The sequence below is a fragment of the Sphingobacterium sp. SGG-5 genome, from assembly GCF_011043525.1.
Taxonomy (GTDB): domain Bacteria; phylum Bacteroidota; class Bacteroidia; order Sphingobacteriales; family Sphingobacteriaceae; genus Sphingobacterium.
In genome coordinates, this window is record NZ_JAAKGO010000003.1 from 96364 (window position 1) to 122621 (window position 26258).

The 26258-nt window shown below is 43.0% G+C and carries 20 protein-coding genes; 19 read left to right on the plus strand and 1 reads right to left on the minus strand.

Features of this window, described 5'->3' with window-relative positions; translation table 11 throughout:
• The first annotated feature begins 553 nt into the window (after window positions 1-553).
• From G5B30_RS04905 to G5B30_RS04940, 8 genes are all read left to right on the plus strand, one after another.
• A complete protein-coding gene (locus G5B30_RS04905) occupies window positions 554-790 on the plus strand; it encodes a DUF2683 family protein (protein ID WP_165318807.1) in 237 nt (78 codons plus the stop codon).
• A gap of 3 nt (window positions 791-793) precedes the next feature.
• Window positions 794-1012, plus strand: a complete 219-nt coding sequence (locus G5B30_RS04910) for a type II toxin-antitoxin system YafQ family toxin (RefSeq protein ID WP_317164321.1) — start codon at window positions 794-796, stop codon at window positions 1010-1012.
• Between the two features lie 445 nt (window positions 1013-1457).
• Entirely contained in the window at window positions 1458-1706 is a 249-nt protein-coding gene (locus tag G5B30_RS04915; RefSeq protein ID WP_165318865.1) for a hypothetical protein, read from the plus strand.
• Window positions 1703-1993 carry a type II toxin-antitoxin system RelE/ParE family toxin gene (locus G5B30_RS04920; RefSeq protein WP_165318866.1) on the plus strand — a complete coding sequence of 97 codons (291 nt, stop codon included), beginning with the start codon at window positions 1703-1705 and terminating at the stop codon, window positions 1991-1993. Before G5B30_RS04915 ends, G5B30_RS04920 begins: the two co-directional genes overlap by 4 nt.
• An 88-nt stretch (window positions 1994-2081) precedes the next feature.
• Window positions 2082-2369 carry a hypothetical protein gene (locus G5B30_RS04925; RefSeq protein WP_165318867.1) on the plus strand — a complete coding sequence of 96 codons (288 nt, stop codon included), beginning with the start codon at window positions 2082-2084 and terminating at the stop codon, window positions 2367-2369.
• A 40-nt stretch (window positions 2370-2409) separates the two neighbouring features.
• Window positions 2410-3477, plus strand: coding sequence for a Gfo/Idh/MocA family oxidoreductase (locus tag G5B30_RS04930; protein WP_165318868.1), 1068 nt, complete (start codon window positions 2410-2412; stop codon window positions 3475-3477).
• A gap of 40 nt (window positions 3478-3517) precedes the next feature.
• A complete protein-coding gene (locus G5B30_RS04935) occupies window positions 3518-4714 on the plus strand; it encodes an NAD(P)/FAD-dependent oxidoreductase (protein WP_165318869.1) in 1197 nt (398 codons plus the stop codon).
• 375 nt (window positions 4715-5089) lie between these two features.
• Window positions 5090-6385 (plus strand): dicarboxylate/amino acid:cation symporter, encoded by a 1296-nt coding sequence (locus G5B30_RS04940; protein ID WP_165318870.1) that lies wholly within the window; start codon window positions 5090-5092, stop codon window positions 6383-6385.
• 168 nt (window positions 6386-6553) lie between these two features.
• Here G5B30_RS04940 and purL read toward each other — a convergent pair whose 3' ends face one another.
• The gene (purL, locus tag G5B30_RS04945) at window positions 6554-10294 is read right to left on the minus strand and encodes a phosphoribosylformylglycinamidine synthase (protein ID WP_165318871.1); all 3741 of its coding nucleotides are present in this window, start codon (window positions 10292-10294) and stop codon (window positions 6554-6556) included.
• Between the two features lie 199 nt (window positions 10295-10493).
• Here purL and pheT point away from each other — a divergent pair, with 199 nt between their 5' ends.
• From pheT to G5B30_RS05000, 11 genes are all read left to right on the plus strand, one after another.
• A complete protein-coding gene (pheT, locus tag G5B30_RS04950) occupies window positions 10494-12893 on the plus strand; it encodes a phenylalanine--tRNA ligase subunit beta (protein ID WP_165318872.1) in 2400 nt (799 codons plus the stop codon).
• 35 nt (window positions 12894-12928) lie between these two features.
• Window positions 12929-13237: a hypothetical protein gene (locus G5B30_RS04955; protein WP_165318873.1), complete on the plus strand. Its 309-nt coding sequence runs from the start codon at window positions 12929-12931 to the stop codon at window positions 13235-13237.
• 27 nt (window positions 13238-13264) lie between these two features.
• Window positions 13265-13555: a cell division protein ZapA gene (locus tag G5B30_RS04960; RefSeq protein ID WP_165318874.1), complete on the plus strand. Its 291-nt coding sequence runs from the start codon at window positions 13265-13267 to the stop codon at window positions 13553-13555.
• 245 nt (window positions 13556-13800) lie between these two features.
• Window positions 13801-15360 carry a ribonuclease Y gene (rny, locus tag G5B30_RS04965; RefSeq protein ID WP_165318875.1) on the plus strand — a complete coding sequence of 520 codons (1560 nt, stop codon included), beginning with the start codon at window positions 13801-13803 and terminating at the stop codon, window positions 15358-15360.
• 273 nt (window positions 15361-15633) lie between these two features.
• A complete protein-coding gene (locus G5B30_RS04970; RefSeq protein WP_165318876.1) occupies window positions 15634-16209 on the plus strand; it encodes an RNA polymerase sigma factor in 576 nt (191 codons plus the stop codon).
• Between the two features lie 106 nt (window positions 16210-16315).
• Entirely contained in the window at window positions 16316-17461 is a 1146-nt protein-coding gene (locus G5B30_RS17540) for a FecR family protein (RefSeq protein ID WP_165318877.1), read from the plus strand.
• A gap of 198 nt (window positions 17462-17659) precedes the next feature.
• A complete protein-coding gene (locus tag G5B30_RS04980; RefSeq protein WP_165318878.1) occupies window positions 17660-21142 on the plus strand; it encodes a TonB-dependent receptor in 3483 nt (1160 codons plus the stop codon).
• A gap of 10 nt (window positions 21143-21152) precedes the next feature.
• Window positions 21153-22769: a RagB/SusD family nutrient uptake outer membrane protein gene (locus G5B30_RS04985; protein ID WP_165318879.1), complete on the plus strand. Its 1617-nt coding sequence runs from the start codon at window positions 21153-21155 to the stop codon at window positions 22767-22769.
• Between the two features lie 17 nt (window positions 22770-22786).
• A complete protein-coding gene (locus G5B30_RS04990; RefSeq protein WP_165318880.1) occupies window positions 22787-23722 on the plus strand; it encodes a DUF5017 domain-containing protein in 936 nt (311 codons plus the stop codon).
• A 21-nt stretch (window positions 23723-23743) separates the two neighbouring features.
• A complete protein-coding gene (locus G5B30_RS04995; protein WP_165318881.1) occupies window positions 23744-24739 on the plus strand; it encodes a DUF5017 domain-containing protein in 996 nt (331 codons plus the stop codon).
• A gap of 26 nt (window positions 24740-24765) precedes the next feature.
• Complete coding sequence (locus G5B30_RS05000; RefSeq protein WP_165318882.1) at window positions 24766-26205, plus strand: sialate O-acetylesterase; 1440 nt, start codon at window positions 24766-24768, stop codon at window positions 26203-26205.
• Window positions 26206-26258 lie beyond the last annotated feature (53 nt).

The following is a 26258-nucleotide window of genomic DNA, read 5'->3' on the forward strand; positions in this document are numbered from 1 at the left end:
TTTGGATATGCAACGCAGTTAAAATTGCATATCAAAGCAATTTTATCTAAGTTTGTACTAATGGCAGAAAGGAGTAAACTATGAGTACAGTAGATTTGAATAGGACAAAAGTGGATTTGGTGCGTCATATTCTTAATGAAACAGATGCAAATGTCATTGAGCAACTGATGCTTTTGGTATACAAAAAAAAATAAAAACTGGAAAACCCAGAAGTCTTACCGCCCATTTAGGTAAATTGAAAAGAGGGGTAGATGGGTTAGCTTATCAAAAATCAGTTCGTAATGAATGGGATTGATTTTTTAGCTGATACGAATATCTTGCTGTATATATTAGAAGACTTACCACAGGTCGAAGAGATAAGTAAGTATGTTTTTGCTATCTCCGTAATTTCAGAAATCGAATTGTTAGGTAGAAAGGATATTACCAAACAAGAAATTAGAATTATAAAGAATTTGCTTCACGATTGTATGCCGTTGGTTCTTACAGACCAAGTGAAGGTAAAAACGATCGAACTCAAGCAAAAATATGCGTTTTATTGTAACGGAAGAGATACATGGAAACAATTAATATCATTGCCCATACAAAAGACGCTTCGCAGATAGAAGCTATCAAGGCCTTTATGAAAGCATTGAAAATAAAATTTGAGGTTTCTAAAGAAAAGGGGCTTTATGGAAAAGTGACAGCGAAACCCAACAAAGAAACGTTAAAAGCGATAACGAATATAGAAGCGGGAAAAGGACTGACAAGAACAAAGTCCCATGCAGATTTAATGGAAAAACTGAATTCGTAATCCATGTACGAAATAGTCTTTGAAAGTAAATTCAAAAAAGATTATAAGCTTGCGAAGAAAAGAGGATTAGATATTTCTCTTTTGGAAGAGATTTTGTTATTGTTGCGAGAGAAAGGAAAGCTTCCGGCTAAATATAAACCACATGTTCTAAAAGGAAATTTCAAGGGATATTGGGAATGTCACATACAGCCAGATTGGCTTTTGATCTGGAAAGCAGGATGATGACATAAAATTGGTTTCGTTAGCGAGAACTGGTACTCATTCTGATTTGTTTTAAAGATTTTCGGATTGAAATAATCAGTAAGAAACCAAAGAAAAGTGGGGCGAGATCATAAGGCCTAATCTGTTAATCGCATTTGTAATTTTAGTTTCTAACCAAGAGCCTGTGTTGCTGTTGATACCTGGAACGGCTTGGATAACTGAAAGTTTAGAAAACAAAATCTTTTCTAACAGAGATTACATAGACAAGAAAAGTAAACCCGAATGGGGGGGAACTTTACATCTAAAAGTTTGGAATATCTCACAAAAAAATATGAGATAAGCAGTGTACTCAAAAACTTATAGTAATAAACCTATCAAAAATCAAAGGAGAACGGATACTCATTCTGGTTTGTTGCTTCACTATATTTCATGAAAAAATCCTTATCTTTGATAAAATGATTCAGTTATGGATGCATTACTTTTAAAGGAAAAACTAAACCTTATCCAACGGCTTGCGGAGACAGATGATGAATCTATTTTGATGCAGGTAAAAGCATTGTTGTTTGCAGAAAAAGAGGCCGTATCAGAGAGTGCTATACCAGATTGGTTTATGCCAGAACTTCTCGAACGACAACAAGTTTATGAAAGGGGAGAAGCCCAGACCCTTTCATGGGAAGAGTGTAAAACAGCTTTGTTACAGAGGATGAAAAAATGAATTATCGCTTGGTTATCCTATTGCAGGCTCAAAAAGAAATGGCAGATGCGGTAGATTGGTATGAAGAGCAACAGATAGGGTTGGGGGAGAGATTTATTGTGTTTGTTGAAGGCTTCCTGAGGAGGATTGTCCAAAATCCTTTGCATTTCCCTGAGAAAAAGACGCCTTTCAGAGAGGCTTATGTCAAGGATTTTCCTTACTTGATTATCTATCGTGTCTATAATGACGAAGTCGTAGTGTATTCAGTCTTTCACACCAAGCAAAGTCCAAAGAAGAAATATTTGTAGATTTACTCTTCAGTTTTATTAGCGTTTCATCGTGTGCTTAATATAATGAATAGTAAGGAACGCATTAGAATAATAGAAATTAAGAGTTATGAAAAAAGTATCAGATTTTTTCAGAACAGAGGAGCGGATAAGTAAGCATCATGATGATGCATACAAAGAGGTCGATATGACCATTCTTGATCTGTATCGTCTTATAAATCGGATTGAGGAAGAATTATTTGATGAAGAGGTCAAATATGAATATCATGAAGATGATAAGCAATCAGAAATGGTCGAAGTAATCCGTTATAATCAAAAACAGGCTATAAAGGCATTAAGAGAGCGGGTGATGAATGAATTTTGGGAGTATTTCTACAATAAGGAACTGAAAGGCTAATTGTCAATTGTAATTCTGAGGTCGTAAATTATTAAAAGAATTGGATAAAAAGTACAAAATAGGCCTTATCGGTTTTTCCATAGGAGGGCATGTGTTTCATGCGCCATTCATCGCAGAAAACGATCGTCTGGAATTGTATAAAGTGACGGCTCGAAAGCCGGAACAACAACAGATGTTAGCTGAGCGCTATCCTGATGCAATAGGCGTGCTGTCCGCTGATGATATTATCAACGATCCTGAGGTGGATATCGTTGTTGTGGCAACCTCAAACGATGTACACTACAGCTTGGCCAAAGCTGCTTTGGAAGCGGGAAAGCACGTTGTTGTCGAGAAGCCATTTACCAATACCACGGCCGAGGGGGATGAGTTGATTGCCTTAGCAAAAGAAAAGAATCTCCTGCTGTCGGTACATCACAACGCACGTTTTCATTCGGATTTCAAGACAGTAAGAAAGGTTATCGATTCGGGTAGGCTGGGGCAAGTCGTCAACTACGAAGCCCGGTTTGATCGCTTCCGCAATTTCCTGAGACCGGGTGCCTGGCGGGAAGAGAACTTACCCGGGTCGGGTATACATTATGACCTGGGGGCACACCTGATCGATCAGGCCTTGCAGCTATTTGGTCTTCCTGATTCGGTATTTGCCGATCTACGTGTACAGCGCGATGGGGCAAAGACTGTGGACGATTTTGAAATTATACTTTCCTATCCACGGCTGAAAGTGTCGCTGAAAGGGCAGATGTTGGCCAAAGAGCCTACACCACGTTTTGCCATCTATGGAATGAATGGCTGCTTTGTCAAACATGGGGTAGACCCGCAGGAAAACCTGCTGCGTGGCGGTGTGTGGCCGAACGACTGTACCGATTGGGGCGTGGAATATGAGGATAACTATGGCATCTTGTCGATTATGGAAAATGGACAAGATATCTCGGTACGTGTCCCCAGCGAAATAGGTTCCGGGCAAGATTTTTATCAAAATATAGTTGCCGCATTAGATGGTAATGAGCCGCTGATCGTGCAGCCGGAGCAAGCTCGGGATGTGATCCGTATTTTGGAGCTGGCAGAGCAGTCGTGGAAAGAGCAACGCGTTGTAAAATTTGAAAATGACTGATTATTGATGATTTTTTAACTTTTAATTTTGACTTTTTAATTTGAACAGTTACGACGCTATTATTATAGGAGGGGGCGCATGCGGATTGATGTGCGCTGTGCAGGCAGGTCTGTTGGGTAAGAAGACGCTTGTCTTAGAACGGAATGATAAACCCGGTGCGAAAATCCTGATATCTGGTGGCGGACGTTGTAATTTTACGAATCTGTATACTTCTCCAGAAAATTTTGTATCGGAAAATCCTAAATTCCTGAATACCGTCTTTGCGCAATGGACAGTAGACGATACCCTGGCTTTTTTTGAAAATTTTGGAGGAATAAAGGGGAAAGAGAAGACCCTTGGTCAACTGTTCCCCTTGACCAATAAGGCCAAAGATATTGTGGCAACATTTACGCGATTGCTCTATGAAACTGGTCAGGATATTTGGCTCAATGCTCGGGTGCAGTCGGTCGATGCGGTGGATGCTGGGTATACCGTCACCTTTGAACGGGAAGGAAAGGAACGAACCTTGCAGTCGGCCAAAGTTGTCTTCGCCTCTGGAGGTCTGCCTGTAGCTAAGCTCGGGGCTTCCGACCTGGCTTTAAAGACAGCACGTAAATTCGGATTGGAGGTTATACCCACAGCTCCGGCACTCGTTCCATTGACGATTACGGGCAAGGAGGCGGGTTGGTATGCTTCATTGGCTGGAAATTCCGTTTTTGCACGGGTGTACAACGAGAAGATAGCTTTCGAGGAGAACATTTTGTTTACGCATTGGGGGTTAAGTGGTCCGGCGATATTGCAGATTTCGTCTTATTGGCGGACGAGCGAGACATTTACCATTGATCTTTTGCCCAAGTTTAAGATGGATGATTTGATCCGACAGGAACGGCATGCAGGTGGCAAACGTACCGTTGGGCAGTTATTGAACGACCATTTTACCAAAAAGATGGTGGATGCCTGGGCTAAGTTCCTACCGATAACGACTAAGATTGCTTCGTTGAGCAAAGCGGATGCAGCGCTTATCGCAGAAACGATACATCGCTTTCAGGTCAAGCCTGCTGGGGATAAAGGTTATGATAAAGCGGAAGTGATGCGTGGTGGTGTGTCAACAGCCGAACTTCATCCAAAGACTTTGGAAGCCAAGAAGTACCGGGGACTGTATTTTGGTGGCGAGGCTGTGGATATTACTGGTTGGCTTGGGGGGTACAATTTCCAATGGGCCTGGGCTGCGGGATATGCTATTGCCCAGGATTTGTGATAGGGCAATCGGGTCTTCATCATTTTTTTTCCATCGCTCATCCTCTCCGTCGCTGCCGCGACATGGCCCTACTTTTTTTCCGCAAAAAAGATAGGCAAAAAACTCGCCGCTGTACCCAGATGCTACAATGGTAGTGCTTCCTCCTACAACCCGCATCTGGCTAAGGCGGCATTTTAGCCAAACGGAGAGCTTGTGCGACCTGCATAACGCAAGACCGGATTGCCCCCGGGATTTGTTATTGTTCTTTTCTGTTTCCCGATATTTTCTATATCTTGCGGTAATTATTGATAAACCGTTCTGTGCACCTTATTGATTTGCGTATTCGTTAAGTCATATTATAGGCGTCAACAATTAAAAAAAACAACAGTTATTCTAATGAAAAAGAAGAAGTTAGCACTGCATTGGAAAATTATATTAGGCATTTTATTCGGGATTATAGCTGGTATATTTTTTATACAGTTTGCATGGGGAAAAGAGTTTGTCGTCAACTGGATCAAGCCCTTTGGAACGATCTTTATTAACTTGTTGAAACTGATTGCTATCCCATTGATCATAGCTTCCTTGATTAAGGGTATTTCGGACTTAAAAGATATAAGCCAGTTGTCGAAAATGGGTATGCGGACTTTGGGAATTTATATCTTTACAACGGTAATGGCGATTGGTGTGGGACTTATTTTAGTCAATGTCATTCAGCCCGGTAACTTTATTTCAGATGAAACGCGGACGGACATGTTGGGTACTTTTGGAGGGACCGTCGGTGAAAAGATGCTGGAGGTCGAAACGGTCAAACAACAAGGGCCCTTGCAACCTTTGGTGGATATTGTACCGGAGAATATCTTTGAGTCGGCAAGCTCCAATGGCAATATGCTTCAAGTCATCTTTTTTACCATTCTTTGTGGTGTCGGGTTGGTTCTTTTGCCGGAAGATAAGAGTTCGCCTGTCAAGAAAATTTTTGATTCGGCCAACGAGCTTGTACTCAAATTGGTAGATATCATTATGCTGTCGGCGCCGTTTGGTGTGTTTGCCTTGATGGCCAGCTTGGTTGCTGAGTCGCCCTCTGCGGATATTTTTGTAGCCTTAGGTATGTATGGACTGACGGTCTTGTTGGGATTGGTTATCTTGGTCTTTGGGGTGTATGGTGCCTTACTCAAATTTTTGGGAAAGGCAAATGTTATGGAGTTTTACCGCAAGTTTGCGCCAGCCCAGCTGGTTGCATTTTCGACAAGCTCCAGTGCTGCCACCCTTCCTGTCACGATGGAACGTGTCGAGGAGCATATCGGTGTCCATAAGGAAGTGAGTAGTTTTGTGCTTCCTATTGGGGCTACGGTGAATATGGACGGTACGAGCCTTTACCAAGGTGTTGCCGCCGTGTTTATTGCACAGGTTTTTGGTTATGACCTGACGCTGATGCAACAGCTTTCCATTTTAATGACGGCTACGTTGGCATCGATCGGAGCGGCGGCTGTGCCGGGTGCAGGTATCTTGATGTTGGTGATTGTGCTGGAATCCATAGGTATCAATCCTGCGGGAATTGCTTTGATTTTTGCGGTGGATCGTCCTTTGGACATGTGTCGTACCGCAGTAAATGTAACTGGCGATGCGATCGTATCCGTAATCATCAACAGATCTACCGGACGTGAATTAACGCCCACGGCCGAGGATATGGATTAACGAGAGTACGCCTTAAGTAATGGTTCATATTCCTCAAACCGATGTTCGCGAATTGGGCGGACATAAGGTTCTGTTTTGAAATACAGAACCAATGCTGGACTAATGTTATTATACCTTTCGACAAACTCGTATCGAATGAGTTCTCCGTTCTTGATACGTTGTTTTATTTTATTGTGATACGGATACATTCTCCTCAATCCATTTTCGGGCGTTGACAAAGGCTTCCAGCCATGGTGATACTTCATCTTGGCGACCCTCTGGATAGTGCGCCCAATGCCATTGGAAAACCGAACGTTCAATATGCGGCATGGTCACTAAGTGTCGACCAGTGCGGTCACATAGCATCGCTGTACTGAAGGCAGAACCGTTTGGATGGTGTGGGTATTCTTTATACCCATATTTAGCAACAATATTATAGTGGTCTTCGGTATAAGGCAAATCAAACTTTCCTTCGCCATGTGAAATCCAAACCCCCAAAGTTGTGCCGGCTAAGGTCTCTAACATGACCGAATTGTTTTCCTGTATTTTTACGGAGACAAAATTACACTCGTGCTTTTGTGAGGTGTTGTGAAGCATTTTCCCGTGTTTTTCGTGATCCGGATTAATCAGTTCCAGTTCCATGAACAACTGACATCCGTTACAGATACCTACCGAAAGAGTATCCGGGCGGGCGAAGAAATTGTCAAGTGCTTTCTTTGCTTTTTCATTGTATAAGAAAGCACCTGCCCAGCCTTTGGCAGAGCCCAAGACATCGGAGTTGGAAAAACCACCGACGGTGCCGATGAACTGAACATCTTCTAATGTTTCCCGACCCGATATCAGGTCCGTCATATGCACATCTTTTACATCAAATCCCGCCAAGTACATGGCATTCGCCATTTCCCGCTCGGAGTTGGATCCTTTTTCCCGGATAATAGCCGCCTTTGGGCGAGGTTTTGCCCCGTCGATAACTGGCTTTTTCCCGGTAAAATGTGTCGGGAAGGTATAACGAAGCGGTTGGTTTTTGTAGTTGTTGTACCGCTCTTGTGCCATCCCGTTTTTAGATTGTTTTTGATCGAGCAGGAACGATGTTTTGTACCAGGTATCCCGTGTTTCAGCAATATCGAAGGTAAACACATCGGCATTATTCTTAAACTGTACGGTGGTTCCTTCTATAGCTTGGCCAATCTTCACCGCTGCTACACCAGCTTGTGCAAAAGAAGCTTCGAATGCAGCATCGTCTTTCGCTTGCAGCACAAGGGCTATGTTCTCATTAAAGAGTACTTTGGCGGTATCTGCCTCGCCAAGGTCGGACAGATCATACTCGGCAGCCAGATTGACATCTGCGAAGGTCATTTCCAACAAGGTGGTAATCAATCCGCCAGATCCTATATCGTGTCCTGCCGCTACCTGATCCGCTAAGATCAATTGTTGGACGGTATTAAAAGCTGTTTTGAAATAGACCGCGTCTTGAATGGTTGGTGCTTCTTTCCCTATTTTATTTAAAATCTGGGCAAAAGAGGATCCGCCTAATTTGAAACTGTCTTTGGATAAATTGATGTAGTAAATAGAACCCGCTTCTTTTTTCAATACCGGTTCAACCACCTTCGTAATATCCGTACAATTTCCCGCGGCGGAGATGATAACCGTTCCTGGAGCGATGACATCCTGTCCATTCGGATATTTTTGCTTCATGGACAAGGAGTCCTTGCCTGTCGGAATATTAATACCCAATTCGATCGCAAAATCCGAACAAGCCTGGACCGCCTTATATAGACGTGCATCTTCCCCCTCATTGTTACAGGCCCACATCCAGTTGGCGGATAGGGAAATACCTGACAAACCATTTTTGATCGGTGCAAAAACAATGTTTGACAGCGACTCGGCGATAGCCGTGCGGCTTGCCGCTGCCGGATCGATAATCCCTGCAACCGGCGTATGACCTACGGTTGTTGCAATACCTTCTTTACCTTTATAATCCAATGCCATGACACCCACATTATTTAGTGGTAGTTGCAAAGGGCCTACACATTGTTGTTTGGCGACACGGCCTCCGACACAACGGTCCACCTTGTTGGTCAACCAATCTTTGGCCGCAACGGCTTCTAACTGTAGTACTTGATTGAGGTAAGCTGGGATATTATCGGTGGTATATTTCAAATCAGCGTAGTTCCTTTCGACGGTTTGGTCACGCATGTATGTTTTTGGTGAAGAACCAAAAAAGTCTTCCAATGCATAGTCCATTGGCTTTTCGCCCGTAGTTTGGGACTGGAAAGTAAAGCGGTGATCTCCGGTGACATCGCCAACGGTATACATCGGCGCACGCTCGCGCTCGGCTACCCGTTTTAAGGTCTCGATGTCTTTCTCGGCGATGACCAGCCCCATACGTTCCTGTGATTCGTTGCCAATGATTTCTTTTGCGGAAAGTGTAGGGTCGCCTACAGGCAGTGCATCCAGATCAATCAGGCCCCCGGTATCTTCCACCAATTCAGAAAGACAGTTTAAATGCCCGCCTGCGCCATGGTCGTGAATGGATACAATCGGGTTGTGATCCGACTCGACCAAGCCACGGACGGCGTTGGCAGCACGCTTTTGCATCTCTGGGTTCGACCGTTGGATAGCGTTCAATTCAATACCTGAACCAAAAGCTCCGGTATCTGCAGAAGAAACTGCTGCGCCACCCATACCTATGCGGTAGTTTTCACCGCCCAGAATGACGATTTTATCACCGGTTTGTGGCGTATGTTTTTTGGCTTGGTCTAACTTGCCATAACCGACACCGCCAGCTTGCATAATAACCTTGTCGTAGCCCAGTTTACGGCCATTCTCTTCGTGTTCGAAAGTCAGCACCGACCCTGTGATCAAGGGCTGGCCAAATTTATTGCCAAAGTCAGAAGCACCATTGGATGCTTTGATCAGGATATCCATGGGTGTCTGGTAAAGCCATTGACGCTCGTCCATTGCTGTCTCCCAGTTTCTCGGATTTACTTTTTCATTCGGAAGCTCTGTAATTGTTCCCTGTTCTACACGTAAAGGGGTTTGCTCCAATCTTGAATAAGCCGTCATATAGATGGCTGTACCCGCTAAAGGAATCGCGCCTTGTCCACCAGCCAAGCGGTCGCGTATCTCCCCGCCGGATCCTGTCGCGGCACCGGAAAACGGTTCGACGGTCGTGGGGAAGTTGTGTGTTTCGGCTTTCACCGATAAGACCGATTCAAATTCCTTTTCTTCGTAAAAGTCCGGTTTATCTGCCGATTTTGGGGCAAACTGGGTGACTTTGGGGCCTTTGATAAAAGCCACATTATCTTTATAAGCGGAAACAATATCATTGGGATTTGTCGCCGACGTTTTCTTGATTAACTTAAACAAAGAAGAAGGCTGTTCTTCACCATCAATAATGAATGTTCCGTTGAATATCTTGTGACGGCAGTGCTCTGAATTGGCTTGCGAAAAAGCAAATACTTCGGAGTCGGTTAGCTTACGACCCAATTTGCTGGATAAATTATCCAGGTAAGCCACTTCTTCGGGGTTTAATGCCAATCCCTCCGATTTATTGTAGGCATCGATATCGTCGATTTCCAAAATCGGTTCGGGTTCGATATCGATGGTATACATCTCCTGCGTCAAGGCGTTGTATTTCTGAGAGATCATCGGATCGAAATCATTGAAATCAGCAGGTACCGGTTGAAATTCCTCCATGCGGACAATGCCTTGGATCCCCATGTTTTGGGTGATCTCTACCGCATTGGTGCTCCAAGGTGTAACCATGGCTGTCCGGGGACCCACATACCAATGTTCAAGGGTCTCTTGATCTAATTTTTTAGCGTTTCCGAAAAGCCAGTTGAGTTTGTTAATGTCTTCTTGTGATAAAGAGTGTACACTTTGAACACCGTATACCGTGTTCGATGGGTTCTCAAAGAAATGGATCATTATGGATATGTGTATTGAACGTTCTTCAAATTAAAAGACAAAGTTACGGAATATTTTCTATACAAAACCCTATATTTCCTCTATAAAAATAAACCTTCAAAGGCAGAGGAGAGATCGACAAATTCATTTTATATGTAACGTAATCATATTGCATATAAAAATGAATTTGTCTAAGTTTGTTTGCTCAAAAACAATAAAAATGAATATTTCTTATAATTGGCTTAAGGATTACCTGAATATAGACAAAACGCCGGAAGAGCTGTCGCTGATATTGACCGATATCGGTCTGGAAGTGGAAGCGGTAGAGAAGATCCAGCGTATTCCGGGAGGACTTGAGGGATTGGTGGTAGGCGAGGTGCTTACGGCAGAGCAACATCCCAATGCCGATAAGCTACGTGTGACGACGGTGGACGTCGGAGGTGAAGAACCGCTTCATGTCGTGTGTGGTGCACCGAATTGCCGCGTCGGATTGAAAGTTATTGTGGCAACAGTGGGCACAACCTGTTATCCGGTATCGGGGGAGCCTTTCAAGATTAATAAGTCAAAAATTCGTGGTGAGGTATCGGAAGGTATGTTGTGTGGTGAAGATGAAATTGGGTTGGGGACTTCTCATGCTGGTATTGTTGAGCTGTCGGCGGACGCTCAAGTCGGTACGCTGATAAAAGACCTGTATCAAATGAATGATGATTATCGTTTTGAGATCGGTCTGACACCCAATCGTGCGGATGCAGCTTCACATTTAGGTGTCGCTCGTGATCTGGCGGCGTATTTCCGCAGTGCTTACACGTTGCCGAATATTGATGCTTTCACAACAACTGAATCAGCAGAATCAACGAAAGTGATTGTGGAAAACACTACGGCTTGCCCACGCTATTCAGGTTTGAATATCTCCGGTATAAAGGTTGGTGAATCGCCGGATTGGCTAAAAGAAAAGTTGCAGGCTATCGGTATCCGATCGATCAATAATATCGTGGATGTGACCAATTATGTCTTACACGATCTGGGACAACCTTTACATGCTTTTGATGCAGCGAAGATTGCCGGAAATACGGTTATGGTTCGAACGGCCCAAGAGGGCGAAGACTTTGTGACGCTTGATGGGGTGGCACGGAAACTGTCTGCTGAAGATCTGGTCATCGCTGATGCGGAAAAACCGATGTGTATTGCCGGCGTATTCGGTGGCGAGCATTCGGGTGTGACGGATAGCACTACGGATATTTTTCTGGAATCGGCCTACTTCAATTCAGTCGCTGTGCGGAAGACATCCAAACGTCACACGTTGAAAACCGATTCGTCGTTTCGTTTCGAAAGGGGTACAGATCCAAATATAACGGTATTTGCACTCCAGCGGGCAGCTCTGCTGATACAAGAGGTGGCAGGGGGAACTGTTTCCTCGGCGATTACGGATATTTATCCAAGCCCGGTATCTCCGTTTGTCTTTGAGGTGAATTATAAAAATGTGCAACGGCTGATCGGCCAAGAAATTCCAATCGAAGAAATTAAGGCGATCATATTGGCTTTGGGCATTGTTATTACGGCCGAAGAAGGAGATACTATTCAGGTTGAGGTACCGGCCTATAAAGTAGATGTGACCCGGGAAGTGGATGTTACCGAAGAGGTGTTGCGTATTTATGGGTATAATAATATCGCGTTGAAATCACAGATTCTGGCATCGCTCAATACGCAGGAAAAACCGGATAGAGAAGCGGTATTGAATCAGGTGGCGGACCTGTTGATTGCGAATGGCTATCGGGAGATTTTGTCGAATTCTTTGACCAAGCTGGCTTATGCTGATGACGAAGCTACGGCTGTACGGTTATTGAACCCGCTGAGTTCGGATTTGGATACTATGCGTCAAAATCTGTTGTATTCCGTGTTGACAGCTATCGAATACAATCAAAAGCGCAAGTCTGGAGATTTAAAAGTGTTCGAATACGGGAAAACATACCATATTGCGGGCGAGGGGTACAAGGAGAACCAACGTTTGGCGTTAGGTGTTGTTGGAAAACAGTTTGCTGAGCAACCCTGGAGTCAAGAGGCGCAAGATGTTAATTTTTATCAGCTGAAAGCTGCTGTAGACACGATCATAAAGCGTCTGAAGCTCGATAATTTACAAATTGTTGAAACAGGGAGCAAACATTTGGATTACGGTTTAGACTATGTGAAGGGCCAGAAAGTATTGGTGTCTCTGGGAGCCGTTTCTGCGGCTGCTATGCAGCAGGCAGATGTAGCCGGACAGGTCTATTATGCTGATTTTGACTGGGACCTTGTAGTAAAAGCTATACGTAAAAATACCATTAAATATAAGGAAGTCTCAAAATATCCGGCTGTTCGTCGGGATTTATCTTTGTTGGTCGATGAGGCGGTTACTTTTGAGCAGTTGAACCATATCGCGCGTAAGAGCGAGCGCAAACTGCTCAAAGAGGTTCATATTTTCGACGTGTACAAAGGCGATAAGCTTCCCGAAGGTAAAAAGTCTTATACGCTGAACTTTACGTTACAGGACGAGGAGAAAACACTAAATGATAAACAAATCGATAGTATTATTCAAAAATTAATTGTTAACTTTGAGAGAGAGACAGGTGCTGTAGTGCGCTAAGGGCTCAACTGACAAAACTTAATTGCGAGAATAGTATGGCATCATTATCAGCACAAGTGGATGTTATCGTTGGGAAAACGAAAAATTTGATTCAGTTGTGCGAAACGTTACAAGAAGAAAATGATTTGTTGCGGTTGGAGTTGCAGGCCATTCAGGTCGCTTTTCAGACAAGTAACGATAAAGTGGGGCAGTTGGAGGAGAAGCTAAAAGCACTTACCGTAGCCAAATCTTTTGAGGAGGCAACAGTAGATAAGGAAGTCATAAATGAAAAAATACTTGACACAAAACAAAAAATTAACGATTTTGTGCGAGAAATAGATAGATGTATAAACTTGTTAAAATAAGTTTATAACGTTATTAAGCTCAGAAAAATGGGAGAAATTTCCATAAAAATAAATATCGCTGACCGGGTTTACCCCTTACGGATAGAGGCGCAGGAAGAGGAGGTAATACGACATGCAGCGAAATTGATAAATGAAAAAATGAAGGAATTGCAGGAAAATTATGCAGTTCGTGATAAGCAGGATCTCCTGTCCATGTGTGTGTTACAGTATGCGACAGGTATGATTAAAGCAGAGAAGAATGTTCAAAACAAGGATGTTGGTTTAGAGCAATCTCTTCATGAACTGGATGGAATTCTTACCAATTTCTTTCATAAATAATCGTTCTTTATTGAGCTATATAACAACGAATTTACCGCAATTAAATTCGGGTTGTCACTATTTTAAACTTAACGCTTCAATATCACGAGCATCAACAAGATGAAGGCCATTTTGCGTAAGCCATCTGGGTCATGATCACGAGCTCAATCCTGTGAAATCGAAGTTTATAATACATGGTACCTGAAATTTAGTTGCGGTTTTTTTTTGAAATAAATGTAAATAATAACTATATAGTAATAATAAATATGAGTATATCGATAACCATTTCAATTATAATATCCCTACTGATAGGCGTTGTGATTGGACGTTTTTTGCTGCAGATGCTGCTCAAGAAACAAGAGAAAGAGGCAAGTGAAAAAGCTAAAGGGATAATTAAAGAAGCAGAAAATCAAGCAGAGCATGTTAAAAAGCAACGGCAGCTTGAAGCCAAGGAAAAATTTCTACAGCTAAAGGCTGAACATGAAAAAGAAGTCAGCCAGCGGAATAATACGATTGTCCAGAAAGAAAATAGTATCCGTCAAAAGGAGCAGTCGTTGAATCAGAAACTGGAGAATATCAACCGTGAAAAACAGGAGTTAGACGCAAAAAACAAACGTTTGGATCAAATGATCGAGTTCAACCAGAAAAAGCAGGAGGAAGTAGATCAACTGAAAAATCAACACATTAAGCAATTGGAGACCATTGCAGGACTGTCAGCCAATGAAGCGAAGGAACAGCTAATTACCTCGTTGAAGGAAGAAGCGCGGTCGCAGGCTGTGATGCAGATTAAAGATATTGTGGATGAGGCAAAGTTGACGGCATCGAAGGAAGCTAAGAAAGTTGTTATACAGACGATACAGCGTACGGCTACCGAGTCTGCGATTGAAAATACTGTTTCTATCTTCAATATTGAGAATGATGAGATAAAAGGACGTATTATTGGTCGTGAGGGTCGTAATATCCGGGCACTGGAAGCTGCTACCGGTGTTGAAATCATTGTCGATGATACACCCGAAGCTATTATCTTATCCGGTTTTGACCCTGTCCGCCGTGAGATCGCCCGTCTGTCTTTACACCGATTGGTGACAGATGGCCGTATCCACCCTGCCCGTATTGAGGAGGTGGTAGCTAAGACACGTACGCAAATCGAGGACGAGATTGTCGAGATCGGTGAACGCACCGTTATTGATCTGGGTATCCACGGTCTGCACCCGGAGTTGATCCGTATGGTGGGGCGTATGCGTTATCGTTCGTCTTACGGACAAAATCTGTTACAGCACTCCCGTGAGGTCGCCAACTTTTCAGCAACAATGGCTGCCGAACTCGGATTGAATGTAAAACATGCGAAAAGAGCCGGCTTACTGCACGATATCGGTAAAGTACCGGATGATAATCCCGAATTGCCACACGCGATTTTAGGTATGCAGTTGGCGGAAAAATATAAAGAGCATCCAGATGTCTGCAATGCTATTGGAGCTCACCATGATGAAATCGAGATGACATCGATGATATCGCCGGTCGTTCAGGCCTGTGATGCCATATCAGGTGCGCGTCCAGGGGCACGTCGGGAGGTTGTCGAAAGTTATATTAAACGTCTGAAGGAATTAGAAGAATTAGCTTTATCTTATCCGGGCGTAGAAAAAACCTTCGCGATTCAAGCGGGACGTGAGTTGCGTGTGGTTGTTGAAAGTGAGCGGGTATCCGATGCACAGGCGGAGATACTGGCTGCAGATATCTCGACCCGTATACAGACCGAAATGACCTACCCAGGTCAGGTTAAGGTAACAGTTATCCGGGAAACCCGTTCCGTTTCATACGCGAAGTAATTTTTTGATTTTCATTTTAGGAGAGGCCTTGAAACGAAAGTTTTGAGGCCTTTTTTTTAGCGCAGAGGGATTCAGTTTTTCGATTGAAATTTGTTTTTTCGTATAGGATATTCTATCTTTAGCCTCCGAGATCTTAAAGCCGTATTATAAACTTTCGTTTATCCCTATAGATTTCTGTTTTTGTAACCTAAGACTTTTAAAGTGAGTTTCAGAAACAACTCGGGTACGTAAACAAAAAGGCTTAAGACAGGATGGAGATATATTATCTTTGTTATGGGCAATAAGATAGATAAGGAATACGATTTGTTGGTGCGAGTTAGCCAAGGGGATGAAACAGCCTTCCTGCGGTTATACGATACGCATTGGGAATACCTATTCATTTATGTTTCTAATCTGTTGAAAGACAAAGACGAGGCCGAAGACGTTCTGCAAGAACTCTTTATCACGATATGGCAATCCAGAGATAAGTTGCTTCATATTCACGATTTAAAATCCTATATGTGGAAGTCGGCAAGAAACATGGCTTTGCGGAAGTTAATGCTGGACAAGCGACGCGATCAATCCATAGACTCCTTCATTGATTTTGTTACTGCTACCCATTCGTCACCGGCACAAGAGTATGAAGCAAAAGAACTCTCTGCTTATATCCACCAACAAATAGATAACCTGCCTTCCAAGATGAAAGAAGTCTTCGTCTTGAGCCGGGAGATCGGATTATCCAATAAAGAGATCGCCCATCAACTTGATCTTTCCGAGCATACAGTAAAAAAACAAATTAATAATTCCATTAAGCGCATCAAGGAAAATATGAAGTATTTACTTCCTTTTTTACTATTTATGGTATTTTAATGCGCTGATATATAGTGATTTGAAGTTTTTTTAAAAATTTATCTAATACCTCCTTCTCCTTTTCTACTCTTCTATATAAAGTAGTACCAATTTTGAACATTCATCCGTGAGAAGGAACGACGCAAAATATATATTACAAAAGTACCTGAATGGGCAGTGTACCCCTTCCGAAGCCAAGCTGGTCGAATCCTGGTTAGATCAGGAAGCAAGTTTGGGTCAAGAAGGAGAGCTTACCGAGGAACGGTTACATTCCGGAGATCGTGTCAGACAACAGCTCATTCAGGCCATCCACACGAAAAGATCCGCTGTCCGAAAGATATGGACGCGTCTATCCGTAGCAGCATGCCTCCTTGCTTTCGCTGTTGTGGGAGCCCTGTTGTTGCGCAATGAGAAAGAAAAAGGTGAACATCTGCTTGTCAATAAAGCTGTCGAAGAGGCGGTTACACCGGGAAGTCAATCGGCCATACTTACCTTGGCGGACGGTTCCACCATTCGATTGAACGAGAGAGGTGAGGGTATTCTTGACCAACAGGATGGCGTTAAAATAAGCCACGATGCCCATGGGCAATTGACTTATGAAGCCGATAATAATTCGTCGGCACAAACGATCCATATGAACCGAATTGCTATACCTTTTGGTGGTTTTTATAAAGTCATTTTACAAGATGGTACCAAAGTCTCTTTAAATTCCGGTTCAACACTCATATACCCCACACGATTTACCGGAGACACGCGGTCAGTCGAGTTACAGGGGGAAGCTTACTTTGAAGTCGTTTCAAATAAAGAGCGTCCTTTTATTGTGAAAGCCCGGGATACCGATATTCAGGTTACCGGTACCCGTTTCAATGTAGAAGCCTATCTGGAAGAGACTGCGACTGTTACCACACTGTTGGAAGGCGAGGTTTACGTCAGTAAAGAACAAACGAAAATTCATCTACAGCCCGGTGAGCAATCGACGAGCATATATGGTGTGTCTCAGATTACAAAGAAAACTGTCGATGCAGAAGCAAGTGTTGCCTGGACGACGGGGTATTTTATTTTTGAAGATCAGGAGATTGAATCGATTCTCCGGGAAGTTGCCCGCTGGTACGACGTTGACGTCTATATTCAGAAGGGAAGATCTGTCGGAAAGAAAATCGGAGGCACCTTTGCCCGGACAAAAAGTATAGAGGAACTGCTGCATTATTTTAAGAAATTACATGTTTTGGAGTTCAAAAAAGAAGGGAGGAGGGTTACGGTTATGACGTTATAGATAAATAATAACTGCCAGCCTAAAACAAAAAAACCAGAAGTGGTGCGAACACTTCCGGTTGGATGACTTAGGACTGCATCAGGCGATTTTGTAGGTATCACGAATTCTAATACAACCTAAATTAAACAAATGTACAAAAATATGATCGTAAACGTATGCGGTTATCCCAATCGCATACCTCTAAAGTTTCTCTTACTTATGAAGCTCCTTATTAGCATTATGCTGCTTTCGGCGTTGAGTGCCCAGGCAAGTATTGTATTTGGTCAGCGGGTTAACTTAAAGGTACAGAACGTTCAACTGAGATCGGTTTTCCGGGAAATTCAGAAACAGACCAATTATGATTTCCTATACGTATCTGCGGACCTGAAGGGCTCAACGCCCGTCTCTGTCAACTTCGTAGACAAACCGTTGAAAGAAGCACTGGAAAGTATTCTAAAAGATCAGCCTATATCTTTTGAGATCGACAAAAATACGGTGCTGATTAAAAGAAAATCTCCGGAAGCAATGGACAGAAAAAAGGTGCAGGAATCTATTCCAATCACCGGTCGAGTCACTGATAGCTTAGGAAATGCATTGGAAGCGGTAAGCATACGCGTGAAAAATAAGAATATAACAGCCGTATCCAATCCGGATGGGTATTACCATATTAATGTTCCCGAAGTCGGGGATGTGTTAGAGTTTAAAATAATAGGACATACCAGCGCGGAATACACCGTGAACAGAAATACGAAGGTCTTGAATGTGACCATGAAGCTATTGCGCATGGACATTGAGGATGTGGTAGTCATTGGGTATGGGGAAGTTAATCGTAAAGATTTAACGGGTTCAGTAGGGTCGGTGAATATGTCAGAAATTGAAAAAGCTCCGGTCATGTCGTTTGATCAAGCATTGGCCGGAAGGGTAGCCGGGGTACAGGTGTCGTCAGCAGACGGACAACCCGGATCCGAGGGAATCAGTATCATCATACGAGGAGCCGGATCATTAACACAAAGCCCAGCTCCCTTGTATGTGGTGGACGATTTTCCAATGGAAAACTTTGATGCCTCCAGTTTGAATATGAATGATATTGAATCTATCGATATTTTAAAAGATGCTTCTGCAACTGCAATCTATGGCGCAAGAGGTGCTAACGGGGTAATTGTGATCCAAACAAAAAAGGGAACTGTAGCACAGCCAGATGTATCCTATAGTGGATCATACGGATTTCAGCAAACAATCCGTCAGATAGAACTTATGAACCCATACGAGTTCGTAAAGTATCAGCGAGAGCTTAACAATAATAGTGAAGCAACGTATAATATGTATACGCCGAAAGATTTACCTGAAAGCAGTCCCTTTTATAAACCCGATGGGAAAACGCTGGAAGACTATCGCAATATACCTGGGATCAACTGGCAAGACATGGCTTTTCGCAACGGCAATACCAGTATACATCAATTGTCGGTACGGGGTGGTACAGCGCAAACCCGGTATTCGCTATCCGGTTCTATTTTTAATCAGCAAGGTGTGATTCTCAATAGCGGTACCGGGCGCGTCACCGGACGGGTAGCGATAGATCAGACGATCAATAAAAAACTAAAAACAGGTGTTATCGTCAATTATTCAAACAACCCGTCGTTTGGCAGAGTAATATCTGGAGAGGAAACACATGGATACAGTTATTTGCTATACTCTGTGTGGGGATACCGTCCGGTATCGGGGAGAGAGGATGAATCCGGTATCGACGAGGCGCTGCTGAACGGTGAGTTAGATCCCGATAGCGAGGGGAGTACTTTTTTGATTAACCCTATTATGAACTTGGAAAATGAGGATAACAAGCAAAGGAAAATCAACCTCTCGGGAAATGGGTATCTGGATTACCGATTTAACAACAACCTGACTCTACGGACTAATGCTGCGTACATGTCATTTGAATATGAGACTACCGGTTTTTATAATTCGATGACAAATAGAGGAACACCTCGAAACCCGAATAACCGGGGTACACAAGGAACGCTGTCCTATACGAACCTGAACACCTGGAAATCTTCTACCTTTTTGACATATAGAAAGAAGTTCAATCAAGTACATAATTTGAATGTTATGGCGGGAGTTGATTTCTACCAAATGTCCACTAAACGGTATGGTTTTTCGACCAATTATATAGAAGAAGAATCCCTTGGCCTCAGTGGCATGGATGATGGGTTACCGGCTACGACGTCGATGACATTGAGTAAGAATAGGTTGAACTCATATTTTGGGCGAGTCAACTATGATTATAAATCCAAATATTTGTTTACAGCGACGTTCAGAGCAGATGGGTCTTCGAAGTTCCCGTCGGATAATCGATGGGGATATTTTCCCTCAGCGGCTTTTTCGTGGCGGGCAAGCAATGAGAATTTCCTAAAAGATATCTGGTGGATTTCAGATGCCAAGGTTCGGGCGAGTTATGGACTTACTGGTAATAATAGGGTGACTGATTTCGCCTATATGCAAACTATTGTTGCATCGAACATTGCTGAAGCTTACTCGTTTCATAACGCTAACCCATCACTGGGGTATTACCCAGGTAGTCCGGGTAACGAGCAGTTGAAATGGGAAACCACACGTCAGGCTGATATAGGAATAGATCTTTCGCTCTTCGACAAAAAAGTAGAAATTATTGCTGACGTATACCGCAAGAATACAGATGACTTACTACTATATGCGAATACCCCTGCACATACAGGATTTACCCGGGCCTATAAGAATATAGGTTCGCTTCAGAACGACGGATTGGAGCTTACTCTTGGGGTCACAAGCATCAAAAACGCTAATTTTAGTTGGAGAAGTGATTTCAATATCAGTTTTAACCGCAACAAGATTACGGCTTTGACGGCTGATGAAAGTCAGATGTTTTCACAGATAAGTTGGGATGCTATTCATAATAATTCATACCTATATGCGGCCCAGGTGGGACAGCCAGCTGCCATGTTCATGGGGTACATGTTTGACGGCGTATATCAGGTGGAGGATTTTACCTGGCAGGGCAATAGTGATCCTTCGATCCCTCATGAATCCAGGTCTTATGTCTTGAAAACTCATTTACCGGATAATGGAGGTGATTCGCGAGACGACGTGCAACCGGGAGATATTAAATACAGAGATCTCAACGGTGACGGAACGATCAATGAATATGATGAAGCAGTAATAGGAAATCCATTACCTGTTCATATGGGAGGATTTAATAATACGTTCAATTACAAAAACTTTGAACTAAGTGTGTTTTTCCAATGGTCTTACGGAAACGAGGTCTACAACGCCAACCGGATTTATTTTGAAGGGGGGCGACCTGTTAATTCGAGAAATCAGTATGCTACTTATGTAAATCGCTGGACGTATGAAAACCCCAGCAATATATACTTCAGAGCAGGAGGACAAGGTCCATTGGGTAGATACTCCTCCCAAAATGTAGAGGATGCGTCTTACTTGAGGCTCAAAACGATATCCTTGAGCTATACGCTCCCGAAAGCATTTACAAACCGTTTTAAAGTGAAAAATCTTAGTGTCAATGCGACTGCACAGAACCTATTTACATGGACAAACTATTCGGGTATGGATCCGGAGGTTTCTGTCCGGAATACTGTACTTACTCCTGGTTTTGACTGGTCGGCATACCCAAGAGGTAGAACCTTGGTTTTTGGTATCAAAGCAAATTTATAAACTTATGAAAATGAAAAGATTAAGTATGGTTATTGCACTTGTTTGCGGAGCTTTTATCTTAGGGGCGTGCAATAAGTTTTTAGATATAAAGCCTGAGGATTTTCTTACTCCGACGCAATACTATGAAAATGAAAAACAGCTAAATAATGCATTAAATGCTGTTTATTCCATATTAGGACATTACACGACTTATGGTAGAGAGATGCCACGTATGGGATTGGATGGTGATGATGGCTTCTATAATGTAGTCAATACATTGACAGGGGTTCAGATATATGACGTTGCGGCTACAGATACGAAGGTGGGAGATTTTTGGAAAACCCTGTATTCCGGCATACACCGCGCTAACCTGTTATTGGCTAATCTTGAACGGTCAGAAGCTATCCCTGTGGAGACAAAGAATCATGTGAAAGGTGAAGCCCTTTTTCTGCGATCATATTTTTATTTTCTGTTGGTCAGCAACTTCGGCGGAGTGCCCTATCTGACCGAGACTACACAGGATGTTCATATCCCGCGTACGCCAGCCAGAGAAGTTTATGAAAATATTATTGCAGATATGGAACTGGCGGAAACGCTGGTTCTACCTATCCGCGAGATCGGCCATGGCGGACGAGTCAGCAAATCGGCTGTCCGGGGCATATTGGCACGGGTCAATCTCTTTATGGCGGGCTACCCTGTAAAAGATGAAACGCGCTATAAAGAAGCGCGTAAATGGGCAAAAATGGTGATGGATGACCAGGAAGCAAATCACCAGCTGAATCCTGATTTTAAACAGATCTTCATCAACTATGCTGCGGATAAATACGATATAGGGGAAAGTATCTGGGAGGTGGAGTTCTACGGCAATCATAGAGACGTCTATAGAGAAGGTGGACAGATTGGTGCGTATAATGGCATACGATATGTCGGATTGACCGTAGGTGGGGTACTTACCGTAGATCCGAACTACGGCTATTCGTTGGGTATGGTCAATGCTTCGGGGACATTATGGGACAAGTATGCGGATCCCAGTTCGTTGGTGTCACCTGATCTGAGAAGAGACTGGACTATTGCTCCTTTTTCTGTAGCAGGGGTACCAGCTGTGGAAACTCCACGGCCTATTGAACAAATTTACCAGCGTAACGCAGGAAAGTACAGGAGACAATATGAAGTCCTTATGCCTAAAGACAATCAATATACACCTATCAACTTCCCGCTGCTGCGGTATGCAGATGTGCTTCTGATGTTTGCTGAAGCTGATAACTATATCAATGATGCACCTATGGATGACAGGTATGATGCAATCAACCGTGTGCGAAGAAGGGGATATGGATTGCCTGTCGACTTGGCCGCGCCAGGAGTTGACCTGCAGGGGTTAAGTCCGGACGGTTTTCTTAAAGAACTCCAAAACGAACGTTCCCGGGAACTGTCGTTTGAAAATTTGAGAAAGGGAGATCTGGTACGCTGGGGGATTTTTATGGATAAGATGGGGGATGCCTTAGATCATGCACAGCAGGCTGGTCTACCGCCAAGTATGTCACATGCGATAACATATTTTGAAAATGCATCGGCAAGAGACGTGCTGTGGCCGATACCTTCTTATGAAATGGGGGTCAACTTAGAGTTAGAACAAAATATAGGTTGGTAGTATAAAAGTGAAATAATATGAAAAAGATAGGTCTTTTATATATAGTTAGCATACTTCTTTTTTCGGGTTGCCGGAAAGAAGAAGTTAATATGCCTGAGTTTGATGTCAATGTTGAATCCATGGAATATAATGTAGGAGAGGAGGTGAAATTCAAGCTTACAGGTGAGGTGGATCAAATGGCCTTTTATTCGGGTGAAATGTTCCATGAATATAAGTATAGTCATGTAAGTCGGTTATCGATGACACAATCTGTGAAAGTTTCATTCAGGACGAACGTTACATATAACGATCAACCAAATCAACTTGCTGTATTTGTTTCAAACAATTATAACGGAGGAGGCACATATGCGGATGTTAGTGCGGCCACCTGGAAAGGTAAAGACGATTTTTCCCCTTGGTTTGGAATAGCGCCTGAAAATAATCCCTGGGGACAAGCTAATAATTATTTTTCGGGAGAGATCGATCTTATTGATGCATTTGAAGCAGATAAGCCTCTATATATAGGGTTTAGATATAAACATACGCTTGGCACAGGTATTCCTCGTAATTGGTATGTCTACAATATGAATGCAAGTGCAAATACCATTTTGGGAGCAAGTACACTCTTCAACACGACAGCAGTATATTCATTAGTGTATGATGATAACTTTACGACCGATGCTCTCAAAAATAGTCAAATTACAACTTATATGATGCTACGTTTGCCCGTTGAGCTACGACCTGTTAGCGAGGCCGAAATTTGGGCAATCTCTCCACCTATCTATCTGGAAGAAATCGATCATGGTCCGGACCGCTCTGTTCCGGTAAAAGGTTTCAGAGATCCTATGCCGGGCGAGTTTAAGCATACCTATACCGAACCGGGGACCTATACCGTGACGTTTGTGGGGGCCAACACAAATGTCTATGGTACAAAAGAAAATATAAAAGAAATCAAATTAACAATAAAAGAGTAAAACCTAAAAAATCTAAAGAACATGAAAAAGAACATTTTATTATTGATTGCTGGTATTTTTTTGTTGGGGGCGTGCGGAAAAAGCGATGGACTGCCTGATTCGGAACTACCTCCTGAGGACGAAGAAGAAATTGTGCCTGATTTTGATGTAGAACTGGTCAGTGGAGCATATAAAGCAGGTGATGAAGTCACATTCAAGTTTTCAGGACAGGATGTGGATGAGATTTCCTTTTATTCCGGTGAATTTTTGCATACGTATGAATTTCATGCAACCGACCGGATTTCGAAAAGTAACTCTATTGTAGCTTCTTTTAGAACGAATATAGAGCACGGGGCAAACCCACGTCAGCCGGATCAGGTTTCGGTCTTTGTATCGACCGATTACAATGGCGGAGGAACATTTGCTGATGTGGACGCTGCAACATGGAAAGGCAAAGAGGATTTTTCCACTTGGTTTGCGTTGGCGCCTCATGATAATCTGTGGAATCAAACAGATTATCTTTCGGGCAACATTGAGCTCATAGATGCTTTTGAAGAGAATAAACCGCTATATCTTGCTTTTAGGTATCAGAATAAGAAAAATACTGGCGAAGGAGGGGTAGGGTATGCTCGGCGCTGGTTTGCTTATAGTTTTAATTTAACCAGTACTTTATTGTCCGAAACTAACCCGTTATATACTGACTATCTTGGCTTTTCCTTTGTGTACGGAGACGCTTTTGATAATGACGAACTGAAAACGAGCTTGGTTAGCACATCAGGTGCTCTAATGGAGATGAAGTTACCGGTTGCGCTCAGACAGGTCGAAACAGAACTTTGGGCCATTTCACCGGCAATAAACTTGGAAAAAGTTAACCATGGTCCGGATACTCCAAAGGCTACTGTAAAAGAAGTTGAAGCAGATATGCCAAAAAACTACACCTACACTTTCGCTGAAGCGGGTACATATAAAGTGTCATTCGTCTACAAAGAGGGAGAAGTAGAAAAGGTGAAACATATTGATTTGACTATTGCGGAATAACAATATTTCACGGTATAAAGCCAGACATGAAGGTTAAACAATTCATTTTAATTTTTTGGATCTGTGGTCTGTGTACCCAGGAAGCGTTTGCTTCCTGGGGCATGCCTTCCTTTTTCGCAGACGGGATGGTGCTGCAGCAACAGGCCGATGTAAAAATTTGGGGCAATGGAGCTCCGGATGAAAAGATTAATCTGGTTACTGAATGGGACAATAAGAAATATACCACTACCATCGGTAGAGATAGTCTCTGGTCTATTACTGTTCAAACGCCGACAGCCTCTTACAAAAGCTATCAAATAGAGATACGATCCTCGCAAAAGGAGAAAGTATTGCGTGATGTCCTTATTGGCGAGGTCTGGTTTTGCAGTGGACAATCGAATATGGATCAAAAGATGAGCGGGTATTTCAGGCAGACTGTCCTCAACTCACTTCATCACACGGCTATCTCTACCAATAGGAATATCCGTTGCTTTCGAATAGAAAGAGCAGGTTCCATCAAAGAGGAGTATGATGTAAAAGGACAATGGGAAGCTGCGTCTCCAAATACCACAAATGAGTTTCCGGCTACCGGTTATTACTTTGCACGTTTGCTTCAACAGGCATTGGATGTGCCGGTAGCTATTATCGCATGTAGCTGGGGTGGTTCAAAAATTGAAGCATGGATGTCCGGATCGGCTGTTAAGAAGTTTTCCGAACTGAAAATTCCTGTGCAAGAGCCCCAGAAGCACTTGCGCCACTGGACACCTACTATTTTATACAATGGAATGGTACACCCAATAGCGGGTTATGCTATTCGTGGGGTGATCTGGTATCAGGGAGAGTCCAATAGAAAACAGTACAGCAGCTATGCCGATTATTTCAAAACCATGCATGAAGAGTGGATAAAAGCATGGAATATAGGCAACTTCCCTATTTATTTTTGTCAACTTGCGCCATTTGAGTACAATGATCCAGCAAATGCTTCAGCATTTTTTAGAGATGCGCAGCTAAAAATAGCTAAAACGCAACCGAGCACAGCGATGGCTGTTTTACTGGACATCGGTGAGAAAGACAATATTCACCCGAGTAATAAGGAGGTGGTGGGCAATCGGCTTGGTTATATTGCTTTAGGAGAAACGTATGGATATGATCAATTGCCTTACAAAAGTCCTGAATTTAAATCTATCAATATTATCAATGATACGGTAATTGTGAGCTTCAACAATATACAGCAAGGTTTGAGCGTGCTTAACGGAGGTACAGCGGATAGCATCGGCAACTTTGAGATAGCTGGTGAAGATCAAAAATTCTATCCTGCTAATGCACACATATTACCGAGAGCACGGGTAGGTGTAAGTTCACCACGAGTGCCCAGACCGGTTGCTGTGCGGTATGCTTTTCGAGATTTTGTTATAGGGACCCTTTTTGGTGCCAATGGACAACCGGTTTCCTCCTTTAGGACAGATGATTGGGATGATATAAAATAACGATATGGAGAATATACAATAACTATTAAACAACAAACACATCATACTATTAC